Annotated in this window: 21 protein-coding genes; 19 read left to right on the top strand and 2 right to left on the bottom strand. The window is 44.4% G+C overall.

The genetic code is table 11. From position 1 onward, the window contains the following. Positions 1-55 precede the first annotated feature (55 nt). Positions 56-2,833 (bottom strand): two-component sensor histidine kinase BarA, encoded by a 2,778-nt coding sequence (gene barA, locus ACRRS1_RS14500; RefSeq protein ID WP_432459723.1) that lies wholly within the window; start codon positions 2,831-2,833, stop codon positions 56-58. Positions 2,834-2,927: 94 nt separating this feature from the next. Between barA and rlmD the strand changes: the two genes are divergently transcribed. The 14 genes from rlmD (at position 2,928) to rpoS (ending at position 17,308) form a co-directional block, all read left to right on the top strand. Beyond that, positions 2,928-4,238: a 23S rRNA (uracil(1939)-C(5))-methyltransferase RlmD gene (rlmD, locus tag ACRRS1_RS14495; protein ID WP_432463567.1), complete on the top strand. Its 1,311-nt coding sequence runs from the start codon at positions 2,928-2,930 to the stop codon at positions 4,236-4,238. A gap of 50 nt (positions 4,239-4,288) precedes the next feature. Beyond that, entirely contained in the window at positions 4,289-6,508 is a 2,220-nt protein-coding gene (relA, locus tag ACRRS1_RS14490) for a GTP diphosphokinase (RefSeq protein ID WP_432463566.1), read from the top strand. 154 nt (positions 6,509-6,662) lie between these two features. Beyond that, on the top strand, positions 6,663-7,484 hold the full coding sequence (gene mazG / locus ACRRS1_RS14485; RefSeq protein ID WP_432463565.1) for a nucleoside triphosphate pyrophosphohydrolase: 822 nt from the start codon (positions 6,663-6,665) through the stop codon (positions 7,482-7,484). Positions 7,485-7,618: 134 nt separating this feature from the next. Continuing rightward, entirely contained in the window at positions 7,619-9,250 is a 1,632-nt protein-coding gene (locus ACRRS1_RS14480; RefSeq protein ID WP_432463564.1) for a CTP synthase, read from the top strand. A 65-nt stretch (positions 9,251-9,315) separates the two neighbouring features. Continuing rightward, on the top strand, positions 9,316-10,614 hold the full coding sequence (eno, locus tag ACRRS1_RS14475; RefSeq protein ID WP_432452481.1) for a phosphopyruvate hydratase: 1,299 nt from the start codon (positions 9,316-9,318) through the stop codon (positions 10,612-10,614). Positions 10,615-10,997: 383 nt separating this feature from the next. Next, the gene (gene ftsB, locus ACRRS1_RS14470; protein ID WP_432452482.1) at positions 10,998-11,282 is read left to right on the top strand and encodes a cell division protein FtsB; all 285 of its coding nucleotides are present in this window, start codon (positions 10,998-11,000) and stop codon (positions 11,280-11,282) included. A 26-nt stretch (positions 11,283-11,308) separates the two neighbouring features. Beyond that, a complete protein-coding gene (gene ispD / locus ACRRS1_RS14465) occupies positions 11,309-12,016 on the top strand; it encodes a 2-C-methyl-D-erythritol 4-phosphate cytidylyltransferase (protein ID WP_432463563.1) in 708 nt (235 codons plus the stop codon). Beyond that, complete coding sequence (gene ispF, locus ACRRS1_RS14460) at positions 12,013-12,492, top strand: 2-C-methyl-D-erythritol 2,4-cyclodiphosphate synthase (RefSeq protein ID WP_432463562.1); 480 nt, start codon at positions 12,013-12,015, stop codon at positions 12,490-12,492. The genes ispD and ispF overlap by 4 nt, the downstream gene beginning before the upstream one ends. After that, the gene (gene truD / locus ACRRS1_RS14455; protein ID WP_432452484.1) at positions 12,493-13,548 is read left to right on the top strand and encodes a tRNA pseudouridine(13) synthase TruD; all 1,056 of its coding nucleotides are present in this window, start codon (positions 12,493-12,495) and stop codon (positions 13,546-13,548) included. Further along, positions 13,526-14,284: a 5'/3'-nucleotidase SurE gene (gene surE, locus ACRRS1_RS14450; protein WP_432456167.1), complete on the top strand. Its 759-nt coding sequence runs from the start codon at positions 13,526-13,528 to the stop codon at positions 14,282-14,284. Before truD ends, surE begins: the two co-directional genes overlap by 23 nt. Further along, complete coding sequence (locus ACRRS1_RS14445; RefSeq protein WP_432452485.1) at positions 14,284-14,925, top strand: protein-L-isoaspartate(D-aspartate) O-methyltransferase; 642 nt, start codon at positions 14,284-14,286, stop codon at positions 14,923-14,925. The genes surE and ACRRS1_RS14445 overlap by 1 nt, the downstream gene beginning before the upstream one ends. Further along, complete coding sequence (locus tag ACRRS1_RS14440; RefSeq protein ID WP_432452486.1) at positions 14,922-15,500, top strand: YqaA family protein; 579 nt, start codon at positions 14,922-14,924, stop codon at positions 15,498-15,500. The genes ACRRS1_RS14445 and ACRRS1_RS14440 overlap by 4 nt, the downstream gene beginning before the upstream one ends. 4 nt (positions 15,501-15,504) lie before the next feature. Continuing rightward, entirely contained in the window at positions 15,505-16,308 is an 804-nt protein-coding gene (locus tag ACRRS1_RS14435; RefSeq protein WP_432452487.1) for a peptidoglycan DD-metalloendopeptidase family protein, read from the top strand. A 145-nt stretch (positions 16,309-16,453) separates the two neighbouring features. Beyond that, on the top strand, positions 16,454-17,308 hold the full coding sequence (rpoS, locus tag ACRRS1_RS14430; RefSeq protein ID WP_432456168.1) for an RNA polymerase sigma factor RpoS: 855 nt from the start codon (positions 16,454-16,456) through the stop codon (positions 17,306-17,308). A gap of 72 nt (positions 17,309-17,380) precedes the next feature. On the opposite strand, the gene mutS is transcribed toward rpoS, so the two are convergent. Beyond that, on the bottom strand, positions 17,381-19,963 hold the full coding sequence (gene mutS, locus ACRRS1_RS14425) for a DNA mismatch repair protein MutS (RefSeq protein WP_432452488.1): 2,583 nt from the start codon (positions 19,961-19,963) through the stop codon (positions 17,381-17,383). A 164-nt stretch (positions 19,964-20,127) separates the two neighbouring features. Here mutS and recA point away from each other — a divergent pair, with 164 nt between their 5' ends. From recA to csrA, 5 genes are all read left to right on the top strand, one after another. After that, positions 20,128-21,171, top strand: coding sequence for a recombinase RecA (gene recA, locus ACRRS1_RS14420; protein WP_432452489.1), 1,044 nt, complete (start codon positions 20,128-20,130; stop codon positions 21,169-21,171). A gap of 36 nt (positions 21,172-21,207) precedes the next feature. Beyond that, the gene (locus ACRRS1_RS14415; RefSeq protein ID WP_432452490.1) at positions 21,208-21,657 is read left to right on the top strand and encodes a regulatory protein RecX; all 450 of its coding nucleotides are present in this window, start codon (positions 21,208-21,210) and stop codon (positions 21,655-21,657) included. 141 nt (positions 21,658-21,798) lie between these two features. Next, positions 21,799-24,420 (top strand): alanine--tRNA ligase, encoded by a 2,622-nt coding sequence (alaS, locus tag ACRRS1_RS14410; protein ID WP_432452491.1) that lies wholly within the window; start codon positions 21,799-21,801, stop codon positions 24,418-24,420. A 38-nt stretch (positions 24,421-24,458) separates the two neighbouring features. After that, positions 24,459-25,673, top strand: coding sequence for an aspartate kinase (locus tag ACRRS1_RS14405; protein ID WP_432452492.1), 1,215 nt, complete (start codon positions 24,459-24,461; stop codon positions 25,671-25,673). Between the two features lie 104 nt (positions 25,674-25,777). Then, positions 25,778-25,957, top strand: coding sequence for a carbon storage regulator CsrA (gene csrA, locus ACRRS1_RS14400; RefSeq protein WP_137671596.1), 180 nt, complete (start codon positions 25,778-25,780; stop codon positions 25,955-25,957). Positions 25,958-26,566: the final 609 nt, after the last annotated feature.

Genomic DNA, 26,566 nt, shown 5'->3' with positions numbered 1-26,566 from the left:
CCAATAAAAAAGCCGCATCTTGTAAGTTGCGGCTTTTTATATATTGAATATCGATTTAAGCGAATGCCGCCATCAGTTGTTCGGCAGCTTGTTGGACTTTCTCTATCTCATCATTTAATTCGAGTAATTCAGGTTCCACTTGCTTAACATCATTATGCTGGCGTAAGTTTTCTTCGATAGTCGCACTCAGGTTTTCAAGCCGCAAACAACCACTGTAAGCACATCCTCCGCGAAAGCGGTGGATGACCGCAATAAATTCACTGCAACTGATCTGCTGTGCCAAAATTAGCTCGATGTTACTCTGCATTTCGGGAAAGCTTTGCTGCAACATATTCAGCATATCGATGGCTAAAGCTTGATTATTATTCGATCGCTGCATGGCGAGTTTCCAGGAAAGGCTCGCATGTTCGAATTCAACAGTAGAGCTCAGCTGTTTAGAGGATTCCAAGGGTCTATCTGTGATGACTCTGGCGTTGGGTTGCCAACGGTGAATCACTTGCTCTAAAGACGATTCGTCGATTGGCTTTGCCAGATAATCATCAATCCCTTGACGCAGCAATTGGGCCTTTTCTCCATTTAAGGCGTGGGCTGAAACTGCAATAATTGGCGTTTCTTGATTTTTACTCTGTTGACGGATTTTTTGGGTAGCGCTAATTCCATCGAGGATCGGCATCTGAATATCCATTAAGATCAAGTCATAAGCCTGGGTTTCGGTACGGGTAATTGCTTCAAGGCCATTGCTGCAGGTATCCACCTCTGTCACGAGTTCATGCAGCATTGCGGAAATGAGTTTTAAGTTGGCGGCGTTATCGTCTACAGCTAATACTCTTAGTATCAACTTGGCGCGTGATAGCGAAGGCATGGGGGCCAGTATTGGCGGGTGATCGGTATGTTGATCGACGAGGGCCTGCGCTAATTTACGGTGGTTCACAGGCTTACTGATACAGTGCTTGGCTCCTGCATCTGTAATGCGTTGATGAATATCGGGGTCGCTGCTATTTATCAATACAATGACTTGGTCGCAGTGCTGTTTAGCTTGCTTGATTTTGCTCAGAAGTGGTTTTAAGTCTTGCCAATCACTATGACCAATCAAGATACTGGCATAGTGTTGTTGCAGGGCTTGCTGCCATTGTGGTTGATCGGTGGCTTTATTGAATGACAGTTGCCATTGTTGACTCAAGCTTTGAATCACTTCTTGGCTCACCGGATGAGGTTCATAAAGCAATACCGATAGCTGCCCCAAAGCCTGCATCGGCAGCGGTGCCCCTAATACCATGTCGGTTAATTCTAGGTGGATATTAAAGGTGAACTCCGAGCCTTGCTCTGGTTCAGAGCTGAGTCGGATATCGCCCCCCATTTGTTGGACTAGTTTTTGAGTAATCACCAGACCTAGACCTGTACCGCCATATTCTCGGTTAATACTAGTATCGGCTTGTTTAAAGGCTTGGAATAATTGTGACTGTTGTTCCTTAGAGATCCCAATACCACTATCTCGAACGCTGGCGTGCAATACCACTTGCTGGCCTTGTTGTTTCGCCAAACCAACACTAACGGTAATTTGTCCTTTATGGGTAAATTTAATGGCATTACCCAGTAAGTTGGTAAATACCTGCTGTAAACGTAATGGGTCACCACGCAGGCCGTCGGGGACGTTAGGCTCGATCAGTAAATTTAGTTCTAACTTTTTGTCTTGGGCGCTTGGCCCTAACAATGTTAAAACTTCGTTTAGCGTATCGTGTAAATTAAACTCGGTACGGTCAAGTTTTAATTTGCCAGCCTCAAGCTTAGAAAAATCAAGGATATCGTTAATGATTGCCAATAGGTTATTCGCTGATTTCTCAATGGTGAGTAGATAATCAGCTTGGTTATGATTTAAAGATGTTTTCAGCAACTGTCGGGCAAAACCGATCACTCCGTTTAACGGGGTTCGTAGCTCATGACTCATATTGGCGAGGAATTCCGATTTGGCTTTAGCGGCTTGTTGCGCTTCTTTCTTCGCGATATCGAGTTCAATATTTTGAATTTCAATTTGTTCTAAGGTTTCTCGTAAATCGCTAGTGGCTTGATCAATACTTTGATGCATCTCCTCGTGGTATTCGGCAAGTGATTTTGCCATCGAATTAATGCCGTGTTTGAGCAAACCTAGTTCACCAGTGTAACTTCCTTCAACCCGCGCATCTAAACGGCCTTGGCGGATCCGGTCAACAATATTCACCATGTTGGTGATGGGCTGGGTGACTTGCTTACTTAATTGGAACGCAAATAAAACACTGATCAATACGCCAAACAGAACGATGAAAAGTGCGACGGTGGTGTCGCGAAACTGTAACAATAATGCTCGGTCTTTATTGTATTGCATCGAGATATAACCGAGTAATTCGGGTTTCCCATCGGCAAAGGCGGCGAAGCTGCCTTCAGCTTCGGCCCAAATTGGGGCCCGGAGGATGATTTTATCCGGATAAATTTCGACTTGGGTAGATTGTGGCAAGGGCAGTTCGGGATCGCTTTGCAACAATCGAATATTACGATGGTAATTACTGGTAACAAATAATTGGTTATGTTTATCGTAAACGGCGATGCTTTTAATTAAAGGCGACATTTTTCGGTGGGTGACGCTGATTAGTGATTTTACTCGCTCTCGATTATAACGACTTAAGCCCACTTCGCTGGCGATAGCTAAGGGCTCAATAACGTTAACTCCCTGTTCAATCACGAAGCTATCTAATTGCTGATTACGATTAAACGTAAAGTAGCTAGCAAGCAAAATTCCCACAATAAGCGTGGGGATAATGGTAAGAATATATACGCGGGCACGTAAGCCATACTTGGTCATAAACGTTTCTTATGGGAAAATGACATGGTTCCAATCGGCTATGATGACATAAGCCCATCTCTTTTTGTATTCACTGGTAAAATAAGTCTCTTCTATGGCGCAATTTTTTAAAGCAAAACCCAAGACCACCTCTCTCAAGAGGATCGATGATTGTCAAGTCGAGCAATTAGATCATCACTTACACGGCATTGTAAGAGCGGGGCGGCAAACTTACTTTGTGCCCAATACGTTGCCCGGTGAGCGAGTCAATATTTTTCCGAGCCATAAGTCTGGACCAGCAAAGCTAATCAAACGACTCAAGGACAGCGCACAGCGTATCTCGCCAATTTGTCAGTTTTATCAACAATGCGGTGGTTGTAGTGTCCAACATTTGGACGCGGCCACACAGCGGCAGTATAAACAAAGAGCGGTGGCGCAGTTGATTTCGCGATTGTCGGGCTACCCAGAGATGACAGCGCTGGAACTATTGAGTGGCGATGATTGGCATTATCGCAGAGTAACTCGGCTGAGCACTTGGTATGATAAGTCTCTTGGTTGGCAGCTTGGTTTTAGACAAAAAGGCAGTCAACAATTGGTGACCATTAGTGATTGTTTGGTATTGAGTAAGAACTTGTCGGTTTTACTCGAGCCTTTACAGGCTTTACTTAAAGGCTGGCCCAAAAATGTCGGCTTGGGTCATGTTGAGTTGATTGATTGCGAACCCAAGGTGGTTTGTCGGGTGCGCTTAACGAAGCCTTTAGCTGCAAAGTGGCAAACTCAATTACAGGCAATCGCTGAGCGTTTTAATTTTGCGATGCTGCTTACCGAAGCCGAGCAGCATACTTGGCTCACTGGCGAGCAAGCTTATTATACTTTGCATGACCAGCAGCTTGATTTAGCCTTTCACCCCGGTGATTTTATTCAGGTGAACGTCACTATCAATCAGCTGATGATTAATAAAGCCTTGGCTTGGCTAAAGCTTAAACCACAAGATGTAGTGCTCGACCTATACTCTGGTATCGGGAATTTTAGTTTGCCTTTGGCGCAACGAGCGAAACAAGTGATTGCTATCGAGGGCGTTCCTGCGATGAGTCAGCGGGTGATGGATAACGCCAAGCGTAATGGCTTAATGAATATCAGTGCCTATTGTGGGGATTTGGAACAGCCCGAGACAGCCAAGTTTTGGCAATCGAGAGCAGTCACCAAAGTACTTCTTGATCCGGCCCGCGCGGGAGCAAAACAGGCCATAACTCAGGTTGCCAAGCTTGGCCTAAGCACCGTAGTATATGTGTCATGTAATCCTGCAACCTTGGCCAGAGATGCCAAGGTGCTAAAAGAAGCTGGCTATAAAATGGTTAAGCTCGCGGTTGTTGATATGTTCCCTCAGACAGAGCATATCGAGACAATGGCTCTGTTTGAACGTTAACTTTAACAAGATAAAAGTGGTCAGCGACCAAAATAAGGAACAGTAGTGTTATGGTCTCGGTGAGAGAAACGCATCTTAATCAACAGTTGTTGTTTGATGAAAATCAATGGGTAGAAAGCCTTGGCATTGCGCTTGAAGACCAGCAGCATTTATTTGGCTCCACTAATTTTTATCGCGCTTTAGATGCCGAAAAAGAGCAGATCCATATCTGTCTGACGAAGGGCAAGGAGATGGTTGAGATCCTTGTAACACTCAACATGGATTTACCGACCTTGGAAGCTGCTTTGTTATTTCCTTTCGTGGATAGCGGCCTATTAAGCAAAGAGCAACTGCCGCAGTATTTTTCTGAAGAAGTGATTAAGTTGCAATTTGATGCTGCCCAAATGGATGCGATGAAGGTATTACATACCGGGCAAAATAAAAATTTATCTTCGACACAAATCGATAACGTGAGACGAATGCTGCTCGCGATGGTAGGCGATGTGCGAGCCATCGTGATTAAATTGGCAGAGCGGATCTGTTTTTTACGCGAAGTTAAAAATGAATCGGAAGAAGTTCGTGTATTGGCCGCAAAAGAAAGCAAAGATATTTACGCTCCGTTAGCAAATCGCTTAGGGATCGGTCAACTCAAATGGGAGCTTGAAGACTTTACCTTCCGTTATCTGCATCCCGATACCTATAAACAAATCGCGAAACAATTGGATGAAAAGCGGATTGCGCGCACACAATATATCGAAGACTTTGTTGCCAAATTACAGCAGGATATCGTAGCTTCCAGTATTAATGCCGAGGTGTATGGTCGACCCAAACACATCTATAGTATTTGGCGAAAGATGCAAAAGAAAGATTTGTCTTTCGACAAATTGTTTGATGTACGGGCGATTCGTATCGTGGCTGAGAAGCTACAAGATTGTTATGCCATCTTAGGCATCGTACATACTTCTTGGCATCATATTCCTAGCGAATTTGATGATTATGTGGCCAACCCTAAACCGAATGGTTATCAATCTATCCATACGGTGGTCATTGGTCCAGAAGGTAAATCTATCGAAGTACAGATCCGTACTCGGCAGATGCATGAAGATTCTGAACTCGGGGTTGCGGCGCATTGGAAATATAAAGAAGGCGGAACTGGTGGGCGCAGCGACTTCGAAGATAAGATTGCCTGGTTACGTAAGTTACTGGCTTGGCAGGATGATATCGCTGAAAATGGTGCGATGCTTGAAGAGTTACGTTCACAAGTATTTGATGACCGCGTTTATGTCTTTACCCCTAGTGGTGAAGTGATTGATTTGCCCGCTGGCTCAACACCGCTTGATTTTGCCTATTACGTGCATAGCCAAGTCGGTCATCGTTGTATTGGCGCTAAGATTGGTGGGCGGATTGTGCCTTTTACCTATCAATTACATACAGGTGAACAAGTTGAGATTATTACCCAAAAGGAATCGAGCCCTAGCCGTGATTGGCTCAATCCTAATCTAGGCTTTGTAAAGTCTTCTCGGGCGCGTAATAAAATTGCCACTTGGTTTAAGAAGCAAGATAAAGATAAAAACCTCTTGGCGGGTAAAGATTTACTTGAGGCAGAGCTCAATCGCCACGGTTTTAAAATGAGTGATATCGACCATTGTCTTGAGCGTTTCAATGTGAAAACTGTAGAAGATTTATTAGCCGCTATTGGTGCAGGTGATGTGCGACTGAATCAATTGATTCATTATTTGCAAGCGACGCTATATAAGCCTTCTGCGGAAGAACTTGATCGTCAAGCGCTGGAAACTATCACGAAGAAAGCCGAGCACCATGGACAGAAGAAGAAGCGGGCAAAAGACTCCATCGTGGTGGATGGCGTTGGGAATCTTATGACTCATATTGCTCGTTGCTGTCAACCGATACCCGGTGACTCAATTAAAGGCTTTATTACCCAGGGGCGTGGAATTTCAATTCATAATGTTGATTGTGAACAACTTGCTGAATTGCATAGTCGCACACCAGAACGTGTGATTGACGCGGTATGGGGCGAAAATTACTCGGGAGGTTATAACCTTACAATTCGCATTGTGGCGAACGATCGTAGTGGGTTGTTGCGGGATATTACTACCGTGTTGGCGAATGATAAGGTGAATGTTATGGGGATGCAGAGTCACTCTGACGTCAAGAGTCAGACGGCAACCATCGATATGGAAATTGAAATTTATAATCTCGATACTCTGTCTCGGGTATTGTCCAAAATAAATCAACTTAATCATATTATTGAAGCGCGGCGTTTACGCTAATCATCGAGGGCTATTTTCGCATCGTAGGATGTTGAAAATAGCCTCATTAACCAGAACTTTATGTAAGTGCTAGAGTGATGAATCGCCAGCGTTATCTGAAGCTATCGAAAATTTAAAATGAAAGGCTAATAATCCTTAGGAAATTTTGAACTCTATGCTGCAACGTCCTTATCGTATTGATACCTTACTCGCCATTATGGCGAAATTACGTGACCCCGAGTGTGGTTGTCCTTGGGATCTTAAACAAGATTGGCAATCTATCTTGCCACATACTGTAGAAGAGACTTACGAGGTGGTAGAAGCCATTCACCAAGCGCTGGATTCTGGTGATTTTGCTGAAGTAAAGTTAGAGCTTGGTGATTTACTGTTTCAGGTGGTGTACTACGCTCAGTTTGCTCAAGAGCAAGGAGACTTTGACTTTGCTGAGGTGGTTGATGGTCTCTGCGAAAAATTGATCCGCCGTCATCCACATGTTTTTAATCAGCAACAAAAAATCCAATTGGATGATGCCCAGCTAAAAGTTAACTGGGAAGCCGAGAAAGTGCGAGAGCGGGCAAATAAGTCTCATCATCACGCACCAAGCGTGTTAGATGATGTGCCGCAAGCATTGCCAGCTTTGAGCCGAGCACAAAAGTTACAAAAACGCTGTGCTCATGTGGGGTTCGACTGGCCCAGCGTCGCTCCGGTGATCGACAAGGTTAAAGAAGAATTGGCGGAGGTCGAACAGGCTATCGACGAACAACAGCGGCAGGATGTTGCCGAAGAAATTGGCGATTTGTTGTTTTCTTGCGTAAATTTGGCACGGGTTTGCGATTTTGATGCTGAAGCGCTGTTACGCCAAGCGAATCATAAATTTAGTCGAAGATTTCGTGGTGTAGAGGCTTTGGCAAGAAACCAAGGGCGGCAACTTGACAGCATGAGCCTGCAAGAGATGGATGCCTTGTGGGATAAAGTGAAAGAAAATTACAAAAATTGATTTACAACAAATACACTAAAACTTAGTCTTGATAGAGTGACATCGATTGTGGTGTTAAAGAGGCTTTGCTATACTATGCCCCCGTCCAAGTATCGCAGATACGCCCTTAACACATCCAACTTCTCAGGTTCGACATGACAACAAAATACATTTTCGTCACCGGAGGCGTAGTGTCCTCTTTGGGTAAAGGTATTGCCGCTGCATCGCTGGCTGCCATTTTAGAAGCTCGTGGTCTTAAAGTGACCATTATGAAGCTTGACCCATACATCAATGTAGATCCCGGTACTATGAGTCCGATCCAGCACGGCGAAGTATTTGTGACTGAAGACGGTGCCGAAACCGATCTAGATTTAGGTCATTATGAGCGTTTTATTCGTACCAAAATGACTAAGCGTAATAACTTCACGACGGGACGCGTCTATGAAGACGTCCTGCGTAAAGAGCGTCGTGGCGACTATCTAGGTGCTACCATCCAAGTCATTCCACATATTACCAATGCGATTAAAGAACGGATTGTCGCAGGTGGTGAAGGTGTTGATGTTGCTATTGTGGAAATTGGTGGAACGGTGGGTGATATTGAGTCACAACCGTTTTTAGAAGCAATTCGTCAGTTAGGCACTGAAATTGGTCGTGAACGCGCGATGTATATGCATTTGACCTTAGTGCCTTATTTGGGGGCGGCTGGTGAAGTAAAAACGAAGCCGACTCAACACTCCGTGAAAGAACTCCGTTCTATCGGCATTCAACCCGATATTTTGATTTGCCGGAGTGACCGAGCGATTCCAGCTAACGAACGCGCCAAAATCGCTTTGTTCACTAATGTACCCGATCGCGCGGTTATCTCGCTGAAAGACGTCGACAGTATTTACAAAATCCCCGCTTTGCTGAAGTCTCAGGGTTTAGATGCATTGGTCACCAATCGCTTTGGTATTGAATGTCCTGAAGCCGACTTAAGTGAATGGGAACAAGTCATTTACGAAGAAGCGAATCCAACGAATGAGATTGTGATTGGCATGATTGGCAAATATGTTGAATTACCTGATGCCTATAAGTCGGTGAATGAGGCCTTGAAACATGCTGGCCTTAAGAATCGCTTAAGTGTGAAGATTCAATATGTCGATTCTCAAGATTTAGAAGTAAAAGGACCTGAGGTCCTTAAAGACTTAGATGCTATTTTAGTGCCTGGTGGTTTTGGTGAGCGTGGTGTAGAAGGTAAGATTTTAGCTGCGCAATATGCTCGTGAAAATAACGTACCTTACCTTGGTATTTGTTTGGGGATGCAAGTCGCTTTAATTGAATATGCGCGGAATGTGGCTGGCTTGACAGAAGCCCATTCTACCGAGTTTAATGCGGAATCATCGGCACCCGTGGTTGGGCTTATTACCGAGTGGATCGACGAAGATGGCAAACGAGAAACGCGGAATGTTGATTCAGATTTAGGTGGTACAATGCGCCTTGGCTCTCAGCTTTGCCATTTAACTAAGGGCTCTAAAGTTGCAGAATTGTACGGTAGTTTAGAAATTTATGAACGTCATCGCCATCGTTATGAGGTGAATAATACCTTGTTGCCAAAGATCACCAAAAAAGGTCTAAAAGTGACCGGCTTGTCGGCAGACAAGAAACTAGTGGAAATCATCGAAAACCCTGCTCATCCTTGGTTTGTTGCTTCACAGTTTCACCCTGAATTTACATCTACCCCGCGTGATGGACACCCATTATTTGCCGGGTTTGTGAAAGCCGCTGGCGAATTTAATAAAGCTCGCTAGTATCTACTAGCGAGTAGAGATTTTTAGAAAGTTTGTAGTTTATTAACTTATAGAGGAAATTAGTAATGTCTAATATCGTAAAAGTACTTGGTCGCGAAATCATGGATTCACGCGGTAACCCTACTGTAGAAGCTGAAGTTCATCTAGCTGATGGTTCTTTCGGTATGGCTGCTGCGCCTTCTGGTGCTTCAACTGGTTCTCGTGAAGCCCTAGAATTACGTGATGGCGATAAAGCTCGTTACTTAGGCAAAGGTGTATTAAAAGCTGTTGCTGCTGTAAACGGCCCAATTGCTGAAGCATTAGTTGGTAAAGATGCTTTGGCTCAAGCTGAGCTTGACCAAATCATGATCGATCTTGATGGCACCGAAAACAAAGCTAAGTTTGGCGCAAACGCTATTCTAGCGGTTTCTTTAGCGGCTGCTAAAGCTGCAGCAGCTTCTAAAAAAGTACCACTATACGCTCACATCGCTGACTTAAATGGTACTCCTGGTGTTTACTCTATGCCTCTTCCAATGATGAACATCATCAATGGTGGTGAGCATGCAGATAACAGCGTAGACATCCAAGAATTTATGATTCAACCCGTTGGTGCTGCAAACTTCCGTGAAGGCCTACGTATGGGCGCTGAAGTATTCCATAGCCTTGCTAAAGTACTTAAAGCTGATGGTCACTCAACTGCAGTTGGTGATGAAGGTGGTTTTGCGCCTAACTTGGCTTCAAACGAAGCGGCACTTGCAGCAATTAAAGTTGCGGTTGCAAATGCAGGTTACGAACTAGGTAAAGACATCACTCTAGCGATGGATTGTGCTGCATCTGAGTTCTACGACAAAGAAGCTAATATCTACGACCTTAAAGGCGAAGGTAAAAAATTCACTTCTGAAGAGTTCAACTTCTTCCTTAAAGATTTGACTGAACAGTACCCAATCGTATCGATTGAAGACGGTCTTGACGAGTCTGATTGGGATGGTTTTGCACACCAAACTAAACTTTTGGGCGACAAAATCCAATTGGTTGGTGACGATTTGTTCGTAACTAACACTAAGATCCTTAAGCGTGGTATCGACAATGGTATTGCTAACTCTATCCTGATTAAATTCAACCAAATCGGTTCTTTAAGCGAAACTTTGGCTGCTATTAAAATGGCGAAAGATGCTGGTTTCACTGCCGTTATCTCTCACCGTTCAGGCGAAACTGAAGATGCAACTATCGCTGATCTAGCGGTTGGTACTGCTGCTGGCCAAATCAAAACAGGTTCATTGAGCCGTTCTGATCGGGTTGCTAAATACAACCAATTGCTACGAATCGAAGAAGCACTAGGTTCAAAAGCACCTTACAATGGTCTTAAAGAAGTTAAAGGTCAGTAATATTAAGGCTTAACTTCGGTTAAGCCTAATATTCTACTTTGATTATAAAATCCTCGCTTAGGCGGGGATTTTTTATATGAATGTTGATGGCGAGGCTAAAGTGGAAGAGCGGCGAGCCGTTCTGAGCGTGTTGCTACTCTTTGTTAACTACGGGCAAGCAATTGCTACGAATCGAAGAAGCACTAGCTTCAAAAGCACCATATTAAGGGTCTTAAAGAAGTTAAAGCTCAAGCTTAATTATAAATTAACTTTGACTCGAACCTCCATGGATCCCTAGTCGCAATTACGACTAGGGATTTTTTTGCCATTGAATTGGCTAAATCAACGCACTAAGAGTGGAGTAACAATCGGCTTTATGGGATTATCTAGCTCACGGAGGAATCATGCGTTCGTTTAAAATTCTGCTCATACTGCTCGTTATGTTATTACAGTACCAACTATGGTTTGGGAAAAATTCGCTTAACGATTATTTCGGCTTGCGAGAACAAGTTTCGAAACAGCTACTCGCTAATCAGGAGTTGAGCCAACGTAACGTTGTATTGCAGGCGGAGATTGCGGATTTGCGTAATGGTTTAGATGCCGTTGAGGAACACGCTCGAAACGAACTCGGTCTGATAAAACAAGGTGAAACCTTTTATCGAATCATTCCTTCCCCCGAACGGAACTAATCGCAGCCATTGAGTAGTTACTATTAATGAACTTTATATCGAAGCAATATATTGCATTGCTTCCTGCCGCGGGAATTGGTTCGCGAATGCAGGCGGATATTCCCAAGCAATACTTAAAGATTGGTCAGCAAACAATCTTAGAAACCACACTTGGTGTTTTCCTTTCTCACCCTGATATTGCGCGGGTGGTCGTGGTGTTACACCCCGAGGACCAATGGTTTAAGCACTTAGCTATAGCCGCTTCTGATAAGGTTTTAACGGTGTTTGGTGGAGAAGAAAGAGCCGATTCGGTATTGGCTGGGCTGGGGGTTATCGATCAGAATGCTTGGGTTTTGGTACACGATGCCGCTCGGCCATGTATTACTCATCAAGATATTAGCAAGTTAATTCGCCACGTAGAGTTACACGCCGATGGCGCTATTTTAGCCACTCCAGTACGCGATACCATGAAACGCGCCGCTTCAGGTAAAGTTGAGCATACCGTTTCCAGGGAGCAGCTTTGGCATGCATTAACGCCACAAATGTTTCAAGTCGCGCCATTAAAACAATGTCTCTCTCAAGCCTTAAAAGCTGGGGGGCAGATTACTGATGAAGCTTCGGCCATGGAATGGGCGGGTCAGCCGGTGAGCATTGTGGTTGGTCGAAGCGATAATATAAAAGTGACTTGCCCTGAAGATTTAGCGTTAGCCGAGTGGTATGTCAGTCAACAACTTAATAAAGAGGAAACCGCGTGAGTATCCGCATTGGGCACGGCTTTGATGTACATAAATTTGGTGGACCAGGACCATTGATGGTTGCAGGTGTTGCCATTCCTTATCCACAGGGTTTTATCGCCCACTCTGATGGTGATGTTGCTTTGCATGCTCTCTGCGACGCATTACTGGGTGCTTTAGCCTTAGGTGATATCGGCCATCATTTCCCCGATAATGACCCCGCTTATGCAGGGATTGACTCGCGTATTTTACTGCGTCAAGTGATGGCGGAGGTGAGCCAGCGCGCTTATAAACTCGGTAATCTTGACCTAACAATTGTTGCACAAGCGCCTAAGATGGCGCCTCACATTGAAATGATGCGTCAAAACATTGCCGAGGATCTAAATGTGGATATTGACCGCGTGAATGTAAAAGCCACCACTACTGAAAAGCTCGGTTTTGAAGGGCGAAAAGAAGGGATTTCTAGTCATGCAGTTGTGTTATTGGAGGCTTGTTAAGTGAGCAATTATTCACAAGTTATCTCTGAGTTTAATTTTCTGCATGGCCAACCTACTGGCACTGGTTTGTTAAAGCAACAAGCCGTCGATTTTCGGGTTGATGAGGTGCTGCCGTTTGAATTTAGCGGTGATGGCGAGCACATGTTGGTTCAAATCGAAAAAACAGGAGAGAACACCGCTTGGGTTGCCAAGATGCTCGCGGAAGCTTGCCAAGTAAGCCCTAAAGACGTGAGCTACGCGGGTTTAAAGGACCGTCATGCGGTTACCCGTCAATGGTTTAGTATCCAATTGCCTGGAAAATCCAATATTGAGTTGGCCGAAGATTTGGGCTCGGGCGTGAAAGTTATCGCGATTGCTCGTCATAATCGTAAGCTGAAACGGGGGGCTTTGTCGGGGAATAACTTTGTGATCCGTCTGCGTGATGTTTCCGACATCGAGCAAGCTATGGCCCGGGCTAAGTTAGTCTCAAAGATGGGCGTTCCAAATTATTTTGGCTCACAGCGCTTCGGCCGGGGAGCAGGGAATATTGATAATGCTTTGGCGATGTTTACAGGCAAACGGATTAAAAACCGTGAAAAACGCAGTATGTATTTATCAGCGGCGCGCAGTTTAGTGTTTAATCATGCGATTAGCCAACGCATTGAGCAGCAGTTATTTAATCAAATACTCGATGGCGATGTGATGAAGTTTGCTACGAGCAATGCTTATTTTGTGGCTGAGCAAGCAGAGTCAAGCATCGTAGAGCGTTTTCAGCAAGGGGAAATAGAGTTATCGGCGCCCATGGTTGGCAAAGGGGAGCTGGTATCTTTAGATAAGGCTTTGGCATTTGAAAGTGCGGTGCTTGCCGCCTACCCAGACATTGTGGCGGGTTTGGCTGAAGCTGGCTTGAAAATGGAACGTCGCGCTATAGCATTACGGCCTAAAGAATTTAATTATCATGCTGAAGGTAACGATTTAGTTCTGAGCTTTTTTTTAACGGCGGGGAATTACGCTACAAGTATTCTTCGAGAAATTGTTAATTGCGAGGGCGATGATAATGACCATATTAGTGAGTAATGATGATGGTGTATATGCTCCAGGGATCCACTGTTTAGCAGAGGCCTTACAAAGTATCGCTCCAGTGATGATGGTTGCCCCAGATCGAAATTGCAGTGGTGCTAGTAACTCATTGACCTTAGAAAATCCTTTACGGATCGTTGAGCTGGAAAATAATATTATTTCGGTAAAAGGAACGCCGACCGATTGTGTGCACTTCGCGATCAATGAGCTGGTTGATGAGTTGCCTGAGCTCGTGGTATCAGGGATAAATGAAGGTGCAAATCTGGGCGATGATGTATTGTATTCGGGGACTGTCGCGGCAGCCATGGAAGGTCGCAATTTAGGTTTGCCTGCCATTGCGGTCTCATTGGTTGGTAGCGAAGGAAAGCACTATGAGAGCGCTGCAGCAATCAGCTTGAAATTGGTCAAACAACTCCGTCAACAGAGTTTACCCAGTAATCAAATTTTAAATGTTAATGTTCCTGATTTGCCTTTAAGTCAAATAAAGGGCATAAAAGTAACTCGTTTAGGAAGTCGTCACCGTGCAGAAATGATGGTTAAACAACAAGATCCGCGAGGGCACGATATATATTGGTTAGGTCCTCCGGGAGCCATGCAGGATGCTGGTGAGGGAACCGACTTTGCCGCCATTGCGGCAGGCTATGTATCGATAACCCCACTTACCATCGACATGACGGCACACGCATATTTGGACTCACTCGATATGTGGATCAAGGATTGGGAGGCACTGTAATGCAATTTGGCGAAAGCCCTCATAGTTTGAAGTTAGTGAATCAACTGCGCCAACACGGCATTAGTAATCGCGAGGTACTTAGCGCCATCGCCAAACTCCCTCGTCAGTATTTTATCGATGAAGCTTTAGCTCATCAAGCTTGGGACAATACCGCTTTACCAATTGGTCAAGGGCAAACTTTATCTCAGCCTTACATCGTGGCGAAAATGACCGAGTTGTTGCTAGAAGCAAAGCCGAAAAAAGTATTGGAAATCGGGACCGGCTCGGGCTATCAAACCGCGGTATTAGCGGCTCTGGTTGAGCAAGTTTATTCGGTAGAACGGATCAAAACTTTACAGTTTCAAGCTAAGCGTCGTCTCAAACTACTCGATTTACATAATGTAGCGACAAAGCATGGTGATGGCTGGCTGGGGTGGGCAAGTAAGGGGCCTTTTGATGCGATTCTGGTGACGGCCGCAGCAACCGAGGTGCCACAAGCACTGGTGGAGCAGTTAAATGTTGGTGGGCGGATGATTATTCCAGTTGGCGCGCAACAGCAACAGCAAACTTTATTGTTGATCGAAAAACAGGTACAGGGTTACAGCGAGCGCTGTTTAGAGCCAGTACGTTTTGTCCCTCTTGTGAATGGTGAATTAGCGTGAAGATATTTAGTCATTTATATGACCGAGTGATGTTGTGGTCAGAGCATAAACATGCAGTTCGCTATCTTTGTAGCATGAGCTTTATCGAATCAGTTTTCTGGCCAATCCCGGTGGATGTGATGTTAGCACCGATGGCATTGTCGCAACCATACAGGGCTTGGCGCTTTGCCTTATTGGCCACTATCTTTTCAGTACTCGGAGCCGCTTTGGGTTACGGCTTAGGGCAGTTTTTCTATGAACCACTGGTCGCTCCGTTGGTGAAGTCAGTCGGTTACCAAGATAAAATGGAGGTTGCTTTTCGTTGGTTTGAGCATTGGGGAGTATTGGTGGTGTTTGTCGCTAGTTTTACGCCAATCCCCTATAAAGTATTTACTTTAACAGCTGGTATATTGAATATGGCTTTCGTTCCATTCTTACTTATTTCATTCATTGGCCGTGGGATGCGCTTCTATTTGGTGGCCGGGCTGATGAAGTGGGGCGGCAAGAGAATGGAAGAACAACTGCGGAAATACGTTGAATTATTGGGTTGGTTGGTTATTGTGTTAGCAGTGGTTGCCTATTTACTATTACGTTAATTAGATGAAAACATTGCAGTATCTCATTTTCTTCATTTCGCTTAGCCTGTTATTTGGCTGTAGTCGAGAGGGCGCGCCAGCGCCAGTGAGTGATGCTGGAATTTACAATGCTGATAATCATGGGGTCTTAAATTCTACTCGCTATACCGTTAAGCAAGGAGAGACTCTTTACTCCATTGCATGGCGAGCTGGGCTTGACCCCAAAGTTTTAGCAAAAAGAAACAATATCTCAGCTCCGTATACAATCTTTGTAGGTCAAACTATTAAATTGAAATCTAACGGAGTTAAGTCCGGTAAGGCTAAACCAAGCAAGCATAAAACAGCGCAAGCGCAAGTCAAATATGTTAATGAATCGTCAAAAAAACTTGAATCAACGTCAACAAAGGCATACGCTAAAAACTCGACCAAGCGTGTAACCAAGGCTCCAACGAAAGCTGCTAAAGGCTGGGTTTGGCCTACAAAGGGTAGAATTATCAAAGGCTTCTCAACTAAAGCCAATGGTAATAAGGGACTCGATATTGGTGGCAAGCAAGGTCAGAAAGTAGTAGCGTCAGCGTCAGGCAAAGTGGTTTATGCAGGGAGCGCGTTAAGAGGTTATGGAAAACTTATAATTATAAAACACGATGACGATTACTTAAGTGCTTATGCACATAACAGTCGTTTAAGAGTGAAGGAAAAACAGCAAGTAGTAGTAGGACAACATATCGCTGATATGGGGGATACAGGGACAACTGATACGCGATTACATTTTGAGATCCGTTTCAAAGGAAAGTCGGTCGATCCAACAAGGTTTCTACCGACACTCTAGCCTAGATTGCACACAATAATAATTAGCAATCAGGTCTGTTCAGGGAGGCTATGCTATGACTCAAGCAAAAACTGCTGTAAAACTAAAAAGTGTTTCAACGACAGGTAATACTAAGGTTGAACGTACCGCTGAAAAAGATGACATCATGCAAGCCGATGTCTCCAAGAGTTTAGATGCGACTCAGCTCTATCTTGGTGAAATTGGTTTCTCTCCACTATTAACTGCAGAGGAAGAAGTTTTATACGCACGACGAGCGCTGCGTGGTGATGAGGCCGCTCGTAAACGAATGATCGAAAGTAACTTACGTTTAGTGGTTAAAATTGCTCGCCGTTATAATAACCGTGGTTTAGCGTTATTAGACTTGATTGAAGAGGGTAATCTGGGATTGATTCGAGCGGTAGAAAAGTTTGATCCGGAACGCGGGTTTCGTTTCTCGACTTACGCAACTTGGTGGATCCGTCAAACCATTGAACGTGCCATCATGAATCAAACTCGTACCATTCGTTTGCCGATTCACGTGGTAAAAGAACTGAATGTTTATTTACGTACAGCACGTGAGTTAGCTCATCGTTTAGATCATGAACCAACCGCAGAAGAAATTGCCGAGACTCTCGACCGTCCCGTTGAAGATGTGACTAAGATGCTGCGTTTGAACGAACGTATTAGCTCTGTGGATACACCAATTGGCGGAGATAACGATAAAGCCTTGCTCGATATCATTTCTGATGAAAATGATCACGGTCCAGAGCATCGAACCCAAGACGATGATATGAAAAATAGCATTGTTGGCTGGTTAGGTGAACTGAATAGTAAACAGCGTGAAGTATTGGCGCGCCGTTTTGGCTTACTCGGCTATGAAGCATCGACTTTAGAAGATGTAGGACGCGAAATTGGCCTTACCCGGGAACGGGTTCGACAAATTCAGGTGGAGGCATTGCGTCGTTTACGGGATATTTTGTCATTACAAAATTTGTCTATAGACGCTTTATTTAAAGTCTAATATTTTATCGTTTGAATAAAAAAGGAAGCTTCGGCTTCCTTTTTTGATTGAGTTTTATTTGAGCACTAAAGATTAGTGACTCGTTTGTTGCTTGAGCATAAAGAGCAAGTCTAGGGCCGCTCGTGGTGACAGTTCATTGGGATCTAGCATTTTAAGTTGCTCAATGACTGGATGTTGTTGGGGGAGGGGAAGCTCAATGTTCAGTTGCTGTTCAAATGCTTGGTCTTGTGGCTGAGCCGGACTATCGTGTGGCACTGATGCTTCCAGTTGTGTTAGCTTTATTTTGGCCTTTGAGATCACCGATTGGGGGATCCCTGCCAAGGCAGCAACTTGTAAACCAAAGCTTTTGCTGGCTGCACCTTCTTGAACCTGATGCATGAATGCAATGGTGTCATGATGCTCTACAGCGTCTAAGTGAACATTGGCGACTGCGTCGATGAGCTTCGGTAATTGAGTGAGTTCGAAGTAATGGGTCGCGAATAAAGTTAAAGAGCTTATGTTGGCGAGTTGTTCGGCAACAGCCCATGCTAAGGACATTCCATCATAAGTGCTAGTTCCGCGACCAATCTCATCCATGAGGACCAGACTATGGGGGGTCGCATTGTGTAAAATATTAGCGGTTTCGGTCATTTCAACCATAAATGTAGAACGCCCACTCGCTAAGTCATCAGATGCGCCAATTCGAGTGAAAATTCGGTCTATAGGGCCGATTTCGACACTATCCGCGGGTACATAGCTACCAATATAGGCCATTAAACTAATCAGTGCGGTTTGTCGCATATAGGTTGATTTCCCGCCCATGTTAGGGCCAGTCACAATCAATAATTTACGTTGCGGATTAAGTTGGACGGGATTAGCAATAAATGGCGTTTCGTTAACTTGTTCAACGACTGGATGGCGCCCACCTTGAATGTTGATACAAGCTTGTTGGACAAAACTAGGGCGAACGTAGTTTAAATACTCGGCGCGTTCAGCGAGGCAGCTAAGAACATCCAACTGTGCCAAAGCTTGGGCACTACGCTGTAATTCACTGATTTTTGGTAGCAGTAGATCTAATAATTGGTCATATAATTGTTTTTCAAGAGCAAGTGCTTTGCCTTGGCTGGAGAGTACTTTTTCTTCATGCTCTTTGAGTTCGGCAATAATGTAACGCTCCATATTCTTCAAAGTTTGACGACGAATATAGTGCTCCGGTACTTGGTCTGCATATAGGCGACTGACTTCAATATAGAAGCCGTGTACTCGGTTATAACCGATTTTTAAGTTGGCAATCCCGGTTTGCTCTCGCTCTCGTTGTTCAATTTGACGAAGGTAGTCATTGGCGCCGTCACTTAGATCTCGCCATTCATCAAGCTCCTGATTATAGCCTGCGGCTATTACCCCACCGTCACGAATTAACACTGGCGGATTATCGATCAGCGCTCGCTGTAATAGTTCCAGTAGTTCTGGAAAATCAGCAATGTCTTTAGCCAATGGTGCTAAAGCGACAGTTTGTTGTAAGTTGCTTTGTAATTCGGGCAAGATATTAAATGCATTGCGAAGTCTGGCCAGATCTCGAGGCCTCGCTGAGCGCAGCGCCAAACGCGCTAAAATTCGCTCAATATCTCCAATTGCTTTGAGCTGAGTTTGTAGTTGTCCGTATAAATCTGCTTGGATTAATTCGGCGATGCAATCTTGACGCACACGGACTTGAGCCTGATCTCTTAAGGGCTGATGCAGCCAACGATTTAGCAGCCGACTCCCCATTGCGGTTGCGCTGCGGTCTAATACTGCGCTGAGGGTGTGCTCTTGCCCGCCAGACAAATTACGGGTGAGTTCAAGGTTCTTACGACTAGCAGCATCGAGTTGAATAAATTGATTTTGCTTTTCGATGATGATCGTATTGATATGCGGTAAGGCGGTGCGTTGTGTATCTTGAACATATTGCATTAAGCAACCTGCGGCAGCTATCGCTAATGGGTATTCACTAACGCCAAAACCATCTAGGTGACGGGTACCAAATTGTAGGTTTAATATTTTTTGTGCGCTGGCAAGATCGTACTCCCACTCTCCGCGCCGACGTAGGCCTTTATTCGCTTGTAAGATCTCTACAAACTCAAAGTTATCGGGGTATAGTAGCTCAGAGGGCTTAAGTCTTTGCAACTCAGCTTGAAGCTGTTGTTCACCGCTGAATTGATTAATCACAAACCGGCCGCTGGCAATATCTAAATAGGCGAGTCCAATCTGCAGCTGTTGATTTACAACGCTTACCAATAGGTTTTCTTGCTTTTCTTCTAATAAAGCCTCATCGCTGACTGTGCCTGGTGTGATGATGCGAACCACTTTACGTTCTACTGGACCTTTACTGGTTGCCGGGTCGCCGATCTGTTCGCATATCGCGACCGATTCACCGAGTTGCACCAGACGGGATAAGTACGTTTCTACGGCATGATAGGGGATCCCGGCCATTGGTATTGGGTTGCCCGCAGATTGTCCTCGTTTGGTTAAGGAAATATCCATCAATTCAGAAGCACGCTTGGCATCTTCATAGAACAATTCATAGAAGTCACCCATCCGATAAAATAGTAAAATTTCGGGGTGCTGTGCCTTTAAGCTAAGGTATTGGCGCATCATCGGTGTATGTTTTTCTAGATTGATATCGGTCATTTCGGTCATCGAACTGCATAGTGAACTGGCTAAATGAAGCTGCAAGGATAAAAGTTGTGGCTGGATTAGGCAAAACTCTTTTACTAATTTATAGTGGAATAAACTTGATGCTGTATGAATAAACAGTATACTACTGGACAATAAGATTGTTTAAAGCACCTGATGAGGGCGATATGGATCAAAATAAACAAAAGGCACTGGCTGCGGCCTTAGGTCAAATTGAAAAACAATTTGGCAAAGGTTCAATTATGAAACTTGGCGATAACCGTACTATGGATATTGAAACGGTTTCTACCGGTTCGTTATCTTTGGATATCGCTTTAGGCGCTGGTGGCTTACCTATGGGCCGGGTGATTGAGATCTATGGCCCTGAAAGTTCTGGTAAAACAACCTTAACACTAGAAGCCATTGCGCAGGCGCAAAAAGCCGGTAAGGTTTGTGCTTTTGTCGATGCTGAGCATGCTCTGGATCCTATCTATGCTAAAAAGTTAGGCGTCGATGTTGATGAGCTACTTATCTCTCAACCTGATACGGGTGAGCAAGCCTTAGAAATCACTGATATGTTGGCCCGTTCTGGCGCGGTTGATATGATAGTGATTGACTCAGTGGCCGCACTGACACCAAAAGCCGAAATTGAAGGCGATATGGGTGATAGCCACGTTGGCTTGCAAGCACGCTTAATGTCTCAAGCTTTACGTAAGTTAACGGGTACTTTGAAACAAACCAACTGTATGTGTATCTTTATCAACCAAATCCGGATGAAGATTGGCGTGATGTTTGGTAACCCTGAAACCACTTCGGGTGGTAATGCCTTGAAGTTTTATGCTTCGGTTCGTTTAGATATTCGTCGTATCGGTGCAGTGAAAAGCGGTGATGAAATTGTTGGTAACGAAACGCGCGTTAAAGTTGTTAAAAATAAAATAGCGGCTCCGTTCAAGCAGGCCGAGTTTCAGATTTTGTATGGTGAAGGTTTTAATCGCTACGGTGAATTAATTGACCTTGGAGTGGCTGAAAAACTAGTTGATAAAGCTGGTGCTTGGTTCTCTTATAAAGGTAAAAAAATTGGTCAAGGTAAGGCGAATGCCTCAAATTACTTAAAAGAGCATCCAGAAATCGCTCAAGAAATTGAATTGACCATTCGTAATAACCTTCTTAATCCCGTGGTTGCGGAAGAGCCGGTAAACGTTGAAGACTTGCCAGTCGATAGCGAAGCGTAAGCCAATCTAGAGGAGCCGTAAGGCTCCTTTTTATTAATGATGAACCAGCGTAGCGCTTTAAACTCAGCCATCAATTTACTTTCTCGACGCGCCTATAGTCGCCGTCAATTATCGCAAAAACTGCAACAAAAGGGTTATTCACCCTCGGATATCGCTGACGCCATTGACTATGCTGAGCAGAATGCTTGGTTGGATGATATTAATTATGCGATGCAATTAACTCGCTCCCGCCTTGCTAAAGGTTATGGACGTAATTACCTCTATCAATACTTGCTCAGTAAAGGAATCGATAAGGCGATTGTCACAGAAGTGTTAGCGCTTCCTGAATGGGATTGGTATCAAGCCCTTCAGCAGCTGTTTGCACGTAAATTCAGTCAAGGCTTCCCCTCCGAACGACTTTTACAGCAAAAATGCAGCGCTTACCTATATCGTCGTGGCTTCGATTTTGAACTGATCAATCTTTTGTTTAGCGAGCAGCAGCAATAAGTGTCGAACACTTTGCCTATAAAGGTCTGCGTGCTATATTGTCGCGATTAATTTGAGTTTCATTTTTTTCAGCGCTTGTCGACGAGTAATACTAGCTTTACCACTAAGTCGAGTTGCTACAAACCCCCAGGAAAGAGTTTCATGAAGATGACTTCAGCTGAAGTAAGAGAAGCGTTTTTAAGCTTCTTTAACAGCAAAAATCACCAAGTTGTGGCAAGTGGTTCGTTAGTGCCACATGACGACCCAACCTTACTATTTACTAACGCGGGTATGAATCAATTTAAAGATGTATTTCTCGGAATTGACAAGCGTAGTTATACCCGAGCGACAACCTCACAGCGTTGTGTTCGGGCGGGCGGTAAGCACAATGATTTAGAAAATGTTGGCTATACTGCACGTCACCACACTTTTTTCGAAATGCTAGGCAACTTCAGTTTTGGTGATTACTTCAAAGAAGATGCAATTGCTTACGCATGGGAGTTTTTAACCGAAGTGGTTAAGTTACCTAAAGAAAAGTTGTTGGTGACGGTTTATCACTCGGATGATGAAGCTTTTAATATATGGGCCGATAAAATCGGTGTACCACAAGATCGGATTATTCGTATTGGTGACAAGTCACCAGAGAAAAAGTTTGAGTCTGATAACTTTTGGCAAATGGGTGACACAGGACCCTGTGGTCCTTGTACCGAAATTTTCTATGATCATGGCGAGCATATTTGGGGTGGCCCTCCGGGATCCCCTGAAGAAGATGGAGATCGTTTCATCGAGATATGGAACGTCGTATTCATGCAGTTTAACCGCCAAGCTAACGGGCATATGGAGCCTTTACCAAACCCATCCGTTGATACCGGCATGGGCCTTGAGCGGATCTCTGCGATTTTACAAGGGGTCCACTCCAACTACGAAATTGATATTTTCCAAAACTTGATTGCAGCAGCTGCAAAAATCATCGGTACCAATGATTTAGAAAATAAATCGTTACGGGTCATTGCTGATCATATTCGAGCATGTGGGTTCTTGATTGCCGACGGTGTTATGCCCGCTAATGAAGGCCGCGGCTATGTATTGCGTCGAATTATTCGTCGAGCTGTGCGTCACGGGAATAAGCTTGGTGCGCAAGAAGGTTTCTTTTATCAACTGTTAGCGGCCTTAATTACCGAAATGGGGGATGCATACCCAGAATTGGCCAAGCAGCAGCCTGTTATTGAGCGAGTCTTACGTCAAGAAGAAGAGCAATTTGCTAAGACTTTAGATCGCGGCTTAATGATTTTAGATGAGGCGCTTCAGGGCTTAGAGGGCTCCGTTATCCCGGGTGAGTTAGTTTTTAAACTCTATGATACCTATGGATTCCCTGCGGACTTAACTGCCGATATCGCTCGAGAGCGTGAGCTTAGTGTCGATGAGGCTGAGTTTACCGCAGCAATGCAAGCGCAACGAGAACGCGCTAAAAAAGCGAGTCATTTCGATACGGACTACAACGATAATCTGCAAATTAACGCCGAAACCGAGTTTTTAGGTTATCAACATCTAGAAGCCGAGGTAAACATTGTTGCAATGTTTAAAGAAGGTGAGGAACAGTCGGTGTTAGAGAATGGTGATCATGGCATTTTAGTGCTTGATAAAACGCCATTTTATGCTGAATCTGGCGGTCAGGCTGGGGATGCTGGTGAGCTTCAATTTGACGGCGGTAGCTTTGTCGTTGAAGACACCATTAAGTTAGGAAAAGCCTTTCTACATAAGGGATATGTTCAAGGGGCTAGTCTTGCCCAGCAGCAACTAAGGGCCAAAGTAGATTCACGTCGCCGCTGGAACACGGCACTTAATCACTCGGTGACTCATTTATTACATGCAGCTTTACGACAAACACTTGGCGAGCATGTATCGCAAAAAGGTTCGTTAGTTGAAGCGCAACGTTTACGCTTTGATTTCTCTCATTTTGAAGCGATTTCGATGAAGTCGATTAGTCAGATCGAACATTTAGTCAATCAACAAATTCGCCGTAACCTACCAGTACTCACCAAGGTGATGAACTTGGAAGAAGCCAAACAAGCCGGTGCAATGGCGCTATTTGGTGAAAAATATGATGATGACGTGCGGGTGGTGAGCATGGGTGACTTCTCTACAGAGCTTTGTGGTGGTACCCATGTAAATCATACTGGTGATATTGGCTTTTTCAAAGTGACTAGCGAATCAGGGATTGCAGCTGGCGTCCGTCGTATCGAAGCCGTTACCGGGCAATTTGCGATTGATCTGATCCATCGATTAACCGAAGAAGTTCAAACGGCAGCTAACTTGGTCAAAGGTGATCAATTCACCATCGGTGAAAAAGTGATGCAGCTGGTTGACCGAAACAAGATGTTGGAAAAAGAAATCTCCCAATTGAAAGACAAATTGGCCAGTGTCGCCAGTAACGATGTGGCAGATCAAGTACAAACGATTAACGGTGTGAAAGTATTAATTGCCTTCCTCGATGGTGTTGAAGGCAAAGCCTTGCGCAGCATCGTAGACGAGTTGAAAGTTAAATTGGAAAGTGGCGTGGTACTCTTGGGCACGGTAAGCGACGGTAAAGTCAGTCTAATTGCTGGCGTCACTAAAGATTTAACAAGCCGTGTTAAAGCGGGTGAAATGGTTAATATTGCAGCCCAATGCGTTGGCGGTAAAGGCGGCGGTCGACCTGATATGGCACAAGCTGGTGGTAATAATCCCGATGGTATAGCAAATGCGCTGGCACAAGTGAAACAGTGGCTAGGCGAAAAGCTTTAAACATATCAACATTCAGTGTTAAGAAAGAAGGAAAGCAAGTGGCACTAATTGTTCAAAAATATGGCGGTACATCGGTGGGTACGATAGAGCGTATCGAAGCCGTGGCTGACCGAGTGATTAAGCATAAACAAGCGGGTGACGATTTAGTTGTGGTGCTTTCAGCGATGTCTGGTGAAACCAATCGCTTGTTGGGCTTAGCGAATCAAATCGATGAAAACGCCAGTGAGCGTGAAAAGGATGTTCTGGTATCAACTGGTGAGCAGGTGACAATAGCCTTGTTGAGTATTGCTTTACAGAAGAAGGGCTGTGATGCGATTTCGATGACGGGAGATCAGATCCAAATGCATACTGATAATGCGCATGGTAAAGCGCGTATTACTAGCATTGACGATCAAAACATCAAGGCTCACTTAACGAAGAATAAAGTTGTGGTGATTGCTGGGTTTCAGGGGCGTAGCCCAGATAACTATATTACTACGCTTGGTCGTGGTGGTTCAGACACCACTGCTGTTGCCATTGCAGCCGCGCTGAAGGCCGATGAGTGCCAGATCTACACCGATGTGGATGGTGTATACACCACTGATCCGCGGGTTGAGCCTAAGGCGCGCCGTTTAGAGAGTATTACTTTTGAAGAAATGCTTGAAATGGCTAGCTTGGGAGCGAAGGTTCTGCAAATTCGTGCAGTGGAATTTGCCGGGAAATATAATGTGCCACTGCGAGTATTATCCAGTTTTGCAGAAGGTAATGGCACTCTAATTAGCTATGAGGGAAATAAAATGGAATCACCGGTCATTTCTGGTATTGCCTTTAATCGGGATGAAGCGAGCTTAACGATTTTGGGTGTGCCAGATAAACCTGCGGTGGCAGCGGCAATTTTGACTCCGATTGGGGAAGCGAACATTGATGTGGATATGATTATTCAAAACTCAATGGGCGATGGTACAGCTGACTTTACTTTTACGGTACATCGTAATGATTATAAACGCGCCAAAGTCTTACTAGAGCAAACTTGCGAAAAATTGGGTGCCCGAGCAGTCCAAGGTAAAGATTCTTTAGCAAAAATATCTATTGTTGGCGTTGGCATGATGAACCACCCCGGTGTCGCTAAAACTATGTTTGAGACTTTTGGTGCAGAAGGAATAAATATGCAACTTATTTCAACTTCTGAAATCAAAGTATCGGTAGTGGTTGATGAAAAATATTTGGAACTGGGCGTGCGTGCGTTGCATAGCGCCTACAAGCTCGACCAATAATAATGACTCTGCGACTTAAACAGGCTAGTCTATAGGCTGAATAATTGAAAATAATAGTCTGTTAAGTCGCTAAAGAATAAGAAATCGAATTTAAGGAGATATAAATGCTAATTTTGACTCGTCGTGTAGGCGAAACCTTGATGATTGGGGATGAAGTGACTGTGACCGTATTGGGTGTGAAAGGAAACCAAGTACGTATCGGTGTTAATGCACCGAAAGAAGTTTCGGTTCACCGTGAAGAAATTTATATGCGCATTCAAGCCGAGAAAAATGCCAGCGCATAAGCACGCGTTGGTGCTCAAATTTACAAAAGGAAGCTTAGGCTTCCTTTTGTGTTTTTGGGACTGCAGCGCCCTCTAACCAAGCCGTTGAGGTAGACCTTCAGTCGGCGCCTAAAAGCTTTAACTGTTTGTTGTTTAACATGTCTCATCTTCATTTGATTGATTTTTCATGAACCATCATTGATGTCGCAAGGTATGCCATTTGGTTTACTTCCAAAAATGCTTTTAAGTTGAACCTCAAGTCGCTGGTGATTGGTCACGGCTTCGTTGATGCATCATGTTATCGGTGACATTTGCTTGCTGTGGCTTATCTAAAGTAAGCGCAAAGCACAGACATTGATATCAGCCTTTGCTTACTTTGAACACCTACCTCATTGAAGCACCGTTATTTGCGATTTGTATTTGGTTAGTTTTTAGCGATTTAGCTATTTAAATGCGTATGAGTAATGCTCACATCGTCATCAATCGATTTCACTTCGATCGGCTTTGTCGGGTTTGGTAAATGATGTTTTGAAGTTTATTGTGTCATCTGATGTTCTCGGGGGCTTTGGTTTGACCATTTGATTGAAAACAGTGCAGCAAGATATATCGCCTGATGTGTTGTTTATGCGG

This window comes from Agarivorans sp. Z349TD_8 (assembly GCF_050870825.2).
Lineage (GTDB): Bacteria > Pseudomonadota > Gammaproteobacteria > Enterobacterales > Celerinatantimonadaceae > Agarivorans.
Note: the sequence above shows the minus strand (reverse complement) of the source record. Positions and strands in the feature narration are given on the sequence as shown.

Bases quoted from the DNA above. Each gene is read 5' to 3' on its own strand.
- barA (WP_432459723.1), bottom strand. From the start codon at position 2,833: ATGACCAAGTATGGCTTACGTGCCCGCGTATATATTCTTACCATTATC.
- rlmD (WP_432463567.1), top strand. From the start codon at position 2,928: ATGGCGCAATTTTTTAAAGCAAAACCCAAGACCACCTCTCTCAAGAGG.
- relA (WP_432463566.1), top strand. From the start codon at position 4,289: ATGGTCTCGGTGAGAGAAACGCATCTTAATCAACAGTTGTTGTTTGAT.
- mazG (WP_432463565.1), top strand. From the start codon at position 6,663: ATGCTGCAACGTCCTTATCGTATTGATACCTTACTCGCCATTATGGCG.
- ACRRS1_RS14480 (WP_432463564.1), top strand. From the start codon at position 7,619: ATGACAACAAAATACATTTTCGTCACCGGAGGCGTAGTGTCCTCTTTG.
- eno (WP_432452481.1), top strand. From the start codon at position 9,316: ATGTCTAATATCGTAAAAGTACTTGGTCGCGAAATCATGGATTCACGC.
- ftsB (WP_432452482.1), top strand. From the start codon at position 10,998: ATGCGTTCGTTTAAAATTCTGCTCATACTGCTCGTTATGTTATTACAG.
- ispD (WP_432463563.1), top strand. From the start codon at position 11,309: ATGAACTTTATATCGAAGCAATATATTGCATTGCTTCCTGCCGCGGGA.
- ACRRS1_RS14445 (WP_432452485.1), top strand. From the start codon at position 14,284: ATGCAATTTGGCGAAAGCCCTCATAGTTTGAAGTTAGTGAATCAACTG.
- ACRRS1_RS14435 (WP_432452487.1), top strand. From the start codon at position 15,505: ATGAAAACATTGCAGTATCTCATTTTCTTCATTTCGCTTAGCCTGTTA.
- rpoS (WP_432456168.1), top strand. From the start codon at position 16,454: ATGCAAGCCGATGTCTCCAAGAGTTTAGATGCGACTCAGCTCTATCTT.
- mutS (WP_432452488.1), bottom strand. From the start codon at position 19,963: ATGACCGAAATGACCGATATCAATCTAGAAAAACATACACCGATGATG.
- recA (WP_432452489.1), top strand. From the start codon at position 20,128: ATGGATCAAAATAAACAAAAGGCACTGGCTGCGGCCTTAGGTCAAATT.
- ACRRS1_RS14415 (WP_432452490.1), top strand. From the start codon at position 21,208: ATGATGAACCAGCGTAGCGCTTTAAACTCAGCCATCAATTTACTTTCT.
- alaS (WP_432452491.1), top strand. From the start codon at position 21,799: ATGAAGATGACTTCAGCTGAAGTAAGAGAAGCGTTTTTAAGCTTCTTT.
- csrA (WP_137671596.1), top strand. From the start codon at position 25,778: ATGCTAATTTTGACTCGTCGTGTAGGCGAAACCTTGATGATTGGGGAT.